The 8,893-nt window shown below is 49.0% G+C and carries 7 protein-coding genes and 1 pseudogene; all 8 read left to right on the plus strand.

Annotation, left to right across the window (positions count from 1 at the left end; translation table 11 throughout):
• Window positions 1-94: 94 nt before the first annotated feature.
• Window positions 95-1,534, plus strand: a pseudogene (tssI, locus tag HW452_RS14520) (type VI secretion system tip protein TssI/VgrG); the annotation flags it as partial.
• Window positions 1,535-1,548: 14 nt separating this feature from the next.
• Complete coding sequence (locus HW452_RS14525) at window positions 1,549-2,397, plus strand: DUF4123 domain-containing protein (RefSeq protein WP_224106813.1); 849 nt, start codon at window positions 1,549-1,551, stop codon at window positions 2,395-2,397.
• Complete coding sequence (locus tag HW452_RS14530; protein WP_224106814.1) at window positions 2,397-3,626, plus strand: LysM peptidoglycan-binding domain-containing protein; 1,230 nt, start codon at window positions 2,397-2,399, stop codon at window positions 3,624-3,626. Before HW452_RS14525 ends, HW452_RS14530 begins: the two co-directional genes overlap by 1 nt.
• Window positions 3,623-4,012: a hypothetical protein gene (locus HW452_RS14535; protein ID WP_224106815.1), complete on the plus strand. Its 390-nt coding sequence runs from the start codon at window positions 3,623-3,625 to the stop codon at window positions 4,010-4,012. The genes HW452_RS14530 and HW452_RS14535 overlap by 4 nt, the downstream gene beginning before the upstream one ends.
• Before the next feature lie 276 nt (window positions 4,013-4,288).
• Window positions 4,289-5,059 carry a hypothetical protein gene (locus tag HW452_RS14540; RefSeq protein WP_224106816.1) on the plus strand — a complete coding sequence of 257 codons (771 nt, stop codon included), beginning with the start codon at window positions 4,289-4,291 and terminating at the stop codon, window positions 5,057-5,059.
• A 44-nt stretch (window positions 5,060-5,103) separates the two neighbouring features.
• Window positions 5,104-6,282 (plus strand): hypothetical protein, encoded by a 1,179-nt coding sequence (locus HW452_RS14545; protein WP_224106817.1) that lies wholly within the window; start codon window positions 5,104-5,106, stop codon window positions 6,280-6,282.
• 94 nt (window positions 6,283-6,376) lie between these two features.
• Complete coding sequence (locus tag HW452_RS14550) at window positions 6,377-7,570, plus strand: hypothetical protein (RefSeq protein WP_224106818.1); 1,194 nt, start codon at window positions 6,377-6,379, stop codon at window positions 7,568-7,570.
• Window positions 7,571-7,664: 94 nt separating this feature from the next.
• Window positions 7,665-8,861 carry a hypothetical protein gene (locus HW452_RS14555; RefSeq protein WP_224106819.1) on the plus strand — a complete coding sequence of 399 codons (1,197 nt, stop codon included), beginning with the start codon at window positions 7,665-7,667 and terminating at the stop codon, window positions 8,859-8,861.
• The last annotated feature ends 32 nt before the right edge of the window (window positions 8,862-8,893 follow it).

The following is an 8,893-nucleotide window of genomic DNA, read 5'->3' on the forward strand; positions in this document are numbered from 1 at the left end:
GCTTGCGGTATTTAACTGTTACGAACATCGCAAGGGCTCACCCTGAGAGATAAGTACCCTTTGGGCCTTTCCATTAAGATAAGCAAGCTTCTAGACCGCCCGCGTGGCCGCGGCTACCGCCTCGCTTAAAGACTACAGCTTCAAGAACCCGGCCTACGCCCAGCTGCACGAACACCTGGGCCGCGACGTGGACGCCCACGGCCAGCAGACGGACTACGAGCACTTCGATTACCCCGGCCGCTACAAGGAGGATGCCTCGGGCAAGCCATTCACCCGCATCCGCCTGGAACAGCTGCGCCGTGAAGCAGTCACCGCCAGCGCCGAAAGCGACCTGCCGGAACTCGCCCCCGGCGTGCGCTTCAGCCTGACCGACCACGACACCGACAGCCTCAACCGCGACTGGCAGGTGGTGGCAATACACCACACCGGCGAACAGCCCCAGGCGCTGGAAGAAGATGGCATGACGCACAGCGATGCCAGCGGCATGACGCGCTACGCCAACCAGGTCACCCTCATGCCCGGCGACGCCCCCTGGCGCGCCACGCCCAACCCCAAGCCCCGCGTGGACGGCCCCCAGGTCGCGTTCGTGGTCGGCCCGGAAGGCGAGGAGATTCACTGCGACGAGTACGGCCGGGTGAAGGTCCAGTTCCCCTGGGACCGCTACGCCGAACCCAATGACACCGCCAGCTGCTGGGTACGCGTGGCCCAAGGCTGGGCCGGTGGCGGCTACGGCAGTATTGCCATTCCGCGCATTGGTCACGAAGTGATCGTTTCCTTTCTGGAAGGCGACCCGGACCAGCCGCTGGTCACCGGGCGTACCTATCACGCCGTCAACACCGCCCCGTACCCGCTGCCCGAACACAAGACGCGCACCGTCATTCGCACCCAGAGCCACAAGGCCGAAGGCTTCAACGAACTGCGCTTTGAAGACGAGGCGGGGGAAGAGCAGATCTGGCTCCACGCCCAGAAGGACCTGGAGCTTCTGACGCTCAACGACCGCACTGAAGAGGTCCAGAACGACAGCCACCTCAAGGTGCACAACGACCGCATCAGCGAGATCGGAAGCGCAGACCACCACACGGTACACGGCAACCGCTTCAGCCAGGTGGACGGCGACGACCACCTCACCGTGAACGGCACCCGCCACGACAACATCGGCCAGGCGCAGCTGGTAGAAGCCGGGCAGGAGATTCACCACAAGGCTGGCATGAAGGTGGTGATTGAAGCCGGCGCCGAGATCACCCTGAAAGCCGGCGGCAGCTTCCTGAAAATCGACCCCAGCGGGGTCACCATCGTTGGTCCGCAGGTCAAGATCAACTCGGGGGGCAGCCCGGGTTCTGGGAGTGGACAGGCGGCGCAGGCGCCGCTTCTCACGCTCAATGCTCAGGCTGAGCAGCATGAGGCTGTTCTTCCTGTGTTCCCTAATTCGTCACAACATTTGAAGCAAGCTGCTAAAGAAGGAAAATTACTCAGTGCTCAATGCTATCAGCAGTTAGATGGTAGCTGTCCTTTAGCTTCATGCCCATGCAAATAAATCAAGGTGCTGCAATGAGTGATTCGCCTTTAAAGGAGATGTTGCATAAGCAAGAGAAAGAATCGGTATTCATCCTGCTGGATGGAGCGATCTTTCCAGCCATGCAAACTATATATGACTATGAACCATCACCTCAGGTTTCGCCTATATACTATGGAACTCGGCATGAGGCATCAATAGATGTAAGCCCCTGTTTATATAAACCAAAGGCGAAAAGTAAAATTTGGGATCATGAAAGTGATTGGCGAAAAAATGGAATAGTTATTGTAAGTGCTTACTCCTTTTTTGAAGTGCTTGAGTACCTGCAGAGCTTAATAAGCGTACGCCTTCCGAATGATCAAATAGCTTATTGGAGATTTTATTCTCCAGAATGGTTCTCAAAGGTAATGAGTTCCATGAGCAATGAAGAGTTTTCAAGTTTTAATGACCCTGTTAGCCAATGGGCAGCGTACGCCGATGGCCACTGGGAATTATATAGTTCAACCAGCCATAATTTTTATGAAGCTAAAAAAGAAGAAGGATGGTTTCAGCTGTCTGAAAATTGCATAAATAAGATAAAAAGCGTAAAAAAAAGAGATTTTTATATTCATTTGGAAGAAACGCTTACTAAAGAAATAAACGAAAAAAACATTGAAGAAATATGTAGGAAAGATATTGTAAACATCGTTTCTATGGCTGAAAGCCTAGGGTTTAAAAGTAATTCAGAAATTGAGTGGTTTACTATTGTAAGTTATAAATACCCTGATTTAATGAAAAGAGCTGGTGTTAAGGAATTAATTGAGGATACTAAAGTAGCCGCACTTGAACGACAGTTTAAAGTTGAAGAAGCTATTTGGGGAATTGAAGCAGAGAGGGTGGATTGATGAGCTATACAGTGAAAAGTGGTGATACGTTAAGCGGAATTGCCAGAGAAAAAGCGATATCGATTTCTTCCATTATGGAGCTTAACCCTACACTGGATAATCCAAATCAACTGCGAACAGGTATGGAGTTAACTCTTCCAGAAACTAGCGAAATAATCGACAGCAGCTGTCCAGATGACATCATGGCTGATAGCCCTTGCGTAGAACAAGAAGAAGTCGAGCCAGGATTCTATATTGTAGAGCGCCCACAAACAGTCGAAGAAATGAAAAATCACCTGTTTTCAAGCAATCTTAGCAGTGAAGTGAATGCTATGCTTGAACGATTAAATCCTCAGCTAGGTGAAGGAGTCGTTCCTGGACAAGTTATCGTTCTAAGCGATCCAAGAAGTATGCAATGTACGCGTGAAGAAACTCTCCTAATGCAAGTTGCTAGTGACGTTAATGAGATTAATGCTGATTTAACCCATGAAGAAGCTCAACGTACGGTTGACTACTATAATTTATTAGGAGCAGCAACGGGCGGCGCTGGAGCCGCTATCGGTAATACTGCGGCTGGTATAAACAATCATACCCGACAGGTTAAATCTAAGTTAGAACAGCTAGAACAACTATATCAGCGTACATACGAGCGCACAGGAAGGCTCAATAGCCCAGAGTTTTTTGCTAGTCGGCGCGCTTTATTTAGTGAGCTAAATACTTTACTTGATCGTGTAACACGTATGGGGTTAGGGATACCGGAACATCCTAATTTACGCCATGCGCTTGGAGTGACAACCAAAACAACGTTACACCACTGGCGACAAGCCGGATCGTCAGCATCGGGAATACCCGGCGGCTATGCAGATAATTATATGGGTATTGCCAATGCAAGTAAGTGGATAAGTAGGTCTGGCTATATAGGGTTAGGGCTTAGTGCAGTATCTTCAATTTCGAATACAGCTGAAGCCTGCACAACAGGACGTGATGAAGAGTGTCAAATGGCTCGAATTAGAGAGGGGGCCAGCTTTGGCGGAAGCTTTATTGGTGGGGCTGCCGGCGGTGCTGCAGCAAGTTATGTTGCTGGGGGAGTTTGCTTGGCGTTGGGTGTTCCTACTGGCGGATTAGCAACGCTTGCGTGTGGGGTCGTACTGGTCGGTGGAGCAGGCTATATAGGTGGCGAAATAGGTGGCGAAATAGGGAAAGGCGCAGGTGAATGGGGGGGGGCAGCTTATATATGGCAATTGAAATGATTGATTTAGAATTTGTATTTTTTGCTTTTTCAGCACTGGCGATAGTGGTTGGTGTCTTAACACTTGTAATATGGGGAGTAATATTGCTTTTCTATATGGAGAAAATAGACAGTTATTTTGATAGCCCTGATTTTCCTCATAGAGGGCTTAAAGGTTTATGGCCTTGGGAGATGGGTCGTGCGGCAAGTTATGGCGTTTTTGTTTTGTTCCATAATTCTAGGTTTGTACGTAGAAAATTCCCACATGCCCGTGAAGAAATCAATATTAGTAAGCTACCTAAAAAAATAAAAATTATGGTGCTTTTCCCAATGTATACTTATATTCCTTCTGCTTTGTTTATACTGGCGGGAGGGATGTTACTATATATAAATAAGTGGTTTTTTTGATGTTATGAAATTTTTTTATAAAGTTAATTGATATTGAAGAGTGCCAAATGACTCGAATTAGAGAGGGAGCAAGCTTTGGTGACAAGCTAGCAGATGGTGCTGCAGGCACTGTAGCTAAAAGGATTTGTTTGGCGTTGGGCGTTTCACTGGTAGCTTAGCAACGCTTGCGTAACTATATGGCACTTGTTTTAGCACTATATGGATATCAGACAGCCAGCTTTCAAACGTTCCCGAGCTAGAAGCGCGGCCGCCCCACGACTTATTGGCGCGACTTGTATGCCCATCACAGTGGTTAGCCTTGTCGCCTCTGTTTTCTTTCAATACTTAGCAACCAATAGCCGCGATGACGGCTTCTCTCTCTGGATGCAGTTTGGCCCCTTCGGCAGCCGTCGTGATGAACTGGAATCGCGATTGGCTCAGCTTGCAACTCAAGAAGATGAAAAGGATTCAGTCGCTATTTATGACTACTTGATACAGTTTAGAGGGGCCAGCCCTCACCAGACCTATCTTTACCTGCTGCAGGGGTTGCATGATACCTATGCTGAACTGGTATCTCCTAAAACGCTAGTTGAGCTAGCACCCCGTTTTGCAGACTGCGATATCGCGGTCAAGTTCAGCTGCGCTGGATTACGCTATGGCGAATTTCAGCTACCCCCTTTAGGAGTCAGCGCCGACTACTTAGCACCGGTACCCGATATGGGGTTCACCTATCAGTATTACCCTGTCGTAAAAGGCCAACGCTTGGTGGCTTCCGCAGAAGCGGAAGACCCTGAAGATAATGCAAGCCGTTATCTAGGGATCAGTTTGCCTCGCGAATGGCAAAGCACAGGTATTCCTCGTTCACATTTAGGCGTAGACCCAAACTGGCTGCGCACTAGTCGTAAGCGTTTCCAGCATGAGCCTGATTACACGCGTGAGTATCACCAAAAAGCCAATCTGGTGCGTCTGTACCTTGACAATCTAACGGGCCAGGGCTCCATTCAGTTTTGGGATCGGGCTAGCAGAACCTATCGACCTATTGAGGACGAAATGACCTTTACTACATAACCCTCGTCGTTAACTTGGGTATGGTTCCAGCAGGGAGCCCGCTAATGAGTTTGCAAAACGAGTCGCTAACGTCAGCGGATGGTTACGCCGAAACGGCCTATTGTGCTTATGCTATCCCCGAGCAGAGTTATGCTCCCCAAAATGAGAAATTGCACGGACGTATTCTGGAAACGCGCCTGCCTTGGGGAAACTATTTAGGGATAAATCCTACTACCAATCAGTATTCGGAAAGCTGGTTTCAAGAGTATAAATATATTGGGAATGACTATCATGACTACACCATGATTAATGAGTCGCGTTGGTCACAGCGTGTTGATGAAAATGTTAACGATTTTTATCGTTTTATTAGATTTATTTTTGTTATTTTTTCTCACTTACTTAGTTTTAAAGGAGGGGGTGGATGGTTCATTTTTGGTGTAATGGCAGTATGTACTGTTCTGTTTATCTTTGCTGCCGATTCTTTACTGCAAGCACTTTTTCCGCTGGCAATTGTTACAGTAATATGTGGTACTGCGACCTTTCTCCGCCAACTTTGGGAAAAACATTCTATAAAGTTTTATAAGGGGAATCGCAATTGGTCGGATGACTATGCCTTTTGTCGGTGCACAGGTATGGTTAAGACTGATATAGGAGACTTTCCTTTTTATGAATTTGATACCTACATTGAAATGCGGGTAGGTACACAGGGTTCACAATTTCACTCCCTAAAACTGATCCATCGTTATCCCCATCGTAGTCGCCTGCCGAATAGTGCAAGTTTACTTGAATTTGATTTTACTGTTGGTGGCAGCATCGCCCAGCTATACGCCGCCTGGGATATGCTACAGCGCTATATGGATGTGTCCCAACCATTGCCAGATATCCCTCAGATTGAACCCTTTCGTCATCTCGACCCGACCACCAAAGCCTATGATGAAGCGGGTAAGCGCGGTCGACACGCGACTTATTGGCGTGATTTGTATGCCAATAGCAGCGAGGAAGAACTCAAGGCACTGCGTGAAGCACACCGTGTTGAAGTCGATAGTGCTGCTTGGGGCGGTCGTCCGGATCTGATGGAACTTTCGGTGCCTAACTACCGCGAGACTCGCAAGGGTGAGCCAGAAGACGTGAATGCCTTTGGCCGCTTCCCCTGGAAGGCGGGAAAGTTTGTTGACCGTCCGGAAGCAGCGCCGCCCTCCGGGCACGTAGCCGATCATCAAAATAACGACGACACCGCACGCTAATAGCACTTGCGGCAAGCATTTCTTTATTACCGGCCGGGGAGGTGGTGTATGCTTTCCTCGGCGGTATTTTCGAATAGAATCAGTAGAGCTGTCGATGAGCTTGCAAAACGAACCGATAACGCACACGGGAGGCTACGCTAAAACCGCCTATCGTGCTGATGACATCCCCGAACAAAGTTATGCTCCTCAGAACGAGATGCTGCGCGGGCGTATTCTCGAAACCCGCCTGCCTTGGGGCAGCTATCTGCATATAAACCCTACCACTCATCAGTACTCGGAAAGCTGGTTTAGAGAGTATGAGTATATGGGGAGTGATTATCATGGTCATACCATGATTAACGAAAAGCGCTGGTCGAAGCGGGTTGATGAAAATATTGGGATTCTTTATCGGTTAATACGGTTTATTTTTGTTATTTATTCTCATGGTTTTAGCTTCATTCGAGCTGGTGGAGGAAAGGGAGGGGGATGGTTGTTTGCAGGTATAGCGGCAGTTGGCACTCCACTATTCGTCTTTGCAGCAGATGTGTGGATACAGGGGTTTATACCTCTTGCCACTGTATCTGCTTTTTGTGGTGTCGCTACTCTTCTACTGCAACTCTGGGAAAAGCATGAGTTAAAATTCTATAAAGGCAACCGTAACTGGTCAGATGACTATGCTTTTTGTCGATATACCGGCATGGTCAAATCGTCTCGAGGTGATTTCCCTTTCTACGAGTTTGATGCCTATGTTGAAATGCGGGTGGGTACTCAAGGCTCACAGTTTCATTCTTTCAACCTGATTCATCGTTATCCTCATCGAAGTCCAGATCCTTTTACCAAAAATCCGCTGGAGTTCAGCTTTTTCGCAGATGGGAGTATCGCCCAGCTATACGCCATTTGGGATATGCTACAGCGCTACATGGATGTTTCTCAGCCACTCCCGGACGTTCCTGAACTAGAGCCTTTCCGGCATCTTGACCCGACCACCAAAGCCTATGATGAGGCAGGTAAACGTGGCCGCCCCGCGACCTACTGGCGCGATTTGTATGCCAATAGTAGCGCGGAAGAACTCAAAGCGCTGCGCGAGGCGCACCGTACAGAAGTGGATAGCGCCGCCTGGGGCGGTCGTCCGGATCTGATGGAGCTTTCGGTGCCTAACTACCGCGAGACTCGCAAGGGTGAGCCAGAAGACGTCAATGACTTTGGCCGCTTCTCCTGGAAGGCGGGGAAGTTTGTTGATAGGCCGGAAGCAGCGCCGCCCTCCGGGCACGTCGCCGATCATCAAAATAACGACGACACCGCACGCTAATAGCACTTGCGGCAAGCATTTCTTTATTACCGGCCTGGAAGGTGGTGTATGCCTTCCTCGGCGGTATTTTCGAATAGAATCAGTAGAGCTGTCGATGAGCTTGCAAAACGAACCGATAACGCACGCGGGAGGCTACACTGAAACCGCCTACCGCGTCGATGCTATTCCCGAGCAAAGCTACGCCCCACAAAATGATAGGCTGCGTGGGCGCATCCTCGAAACCCGACTGCCTTGGGGTAGTTATCTAGGTATAAACCCTACTACTTATCAATACTCTGATCTTTGGTTTCGGGAGTATCAATATATCGGCGATGATTATCATGACTACACCATGATAAATGAGTTACGTTGGTCTAAACGAGTTGATGAAAATGCTAATGACCTATATCGAATTGCTAGGTTCTTTTTTATTATTTTTTCTCATCTTTTTAGTTTTACTGGTGGAGGTGGTTGGGTCTTTACTGGTATTGCCATTTTCGTTTCGGTTGTAGGGACAGTAGGACAACTATTTGTCGATGAGCCCAGCTTTCCCTTACTTATTATCGGCATGCCCCTAACTATTGGAGGTATTTGCGGTGTTGCGACTCTTCTCCGATGGCTTTGGGAAAAACATGAGATAAAGTTTTACAAAAGTAACCGTAACTGGTCAGATAATTACGCCTTCTGTCGCCAAACCGGTCTAGTCAAGACTGAGATTGGCAACTTCCCTTTTTATGAATTTGATGCCTATATCGAGATGACTGTAGGCGCCCAAGGATCACAATTTCATTCGTTTAAACTTATCCATCGTTACCCCCATCGCAGCCGGTTGCCGCATACCAAAGACCCGCTGGAGTTCAGTTTTACTGTGGATGGCAGTATTGCACAGCTATACGCCGCCTGGGATATGCTACAGCGCTATATGGATGTGTCTCAGCCGTTGCCAGATATTCCCCAGATTGAACCCTTTCGTCATCTCGACCTGACCACCAAAGCCTATGACGAAGCGGGTAAGCGCGGTCGACACGCGACTTATTGGCGTGATTTGTATGCCAATAGCAGCGAGGAAGAACTCAAGGCAATGCGCGAAGCACACCGCGCCGAAGTTGATAGTGCCGCCTGGGGCGGTCGCCCGGATCTGATGGAGCTTTCGGTGCCCAACTACCGCGAGACTCGCAAAGGTGAGCCAGAAGACGTGAATGCCTTTGGCCGCTTCCCCTGGAAGGCGGGGAAGTTTGTTGATAGGCCGGAAGCAGCGCCGCCCTCCGGGCACGTCGCCGATCATCAAAATAACGACGACACCGCACGCTAATAGCACTTGCGGCAAGCATTTCTTTATTACCG

Source organism: Vreelandella aquamarina, from assembly GCF_020075495.1.
GTDB classification, from domain to species: domain Bacteria; phylum Pseudomonadota; class Gammaproteobacteria; order Pseudomonadales; family Halomonadaceae; genus Vreelandella; species Vreelandella aquamarina_A.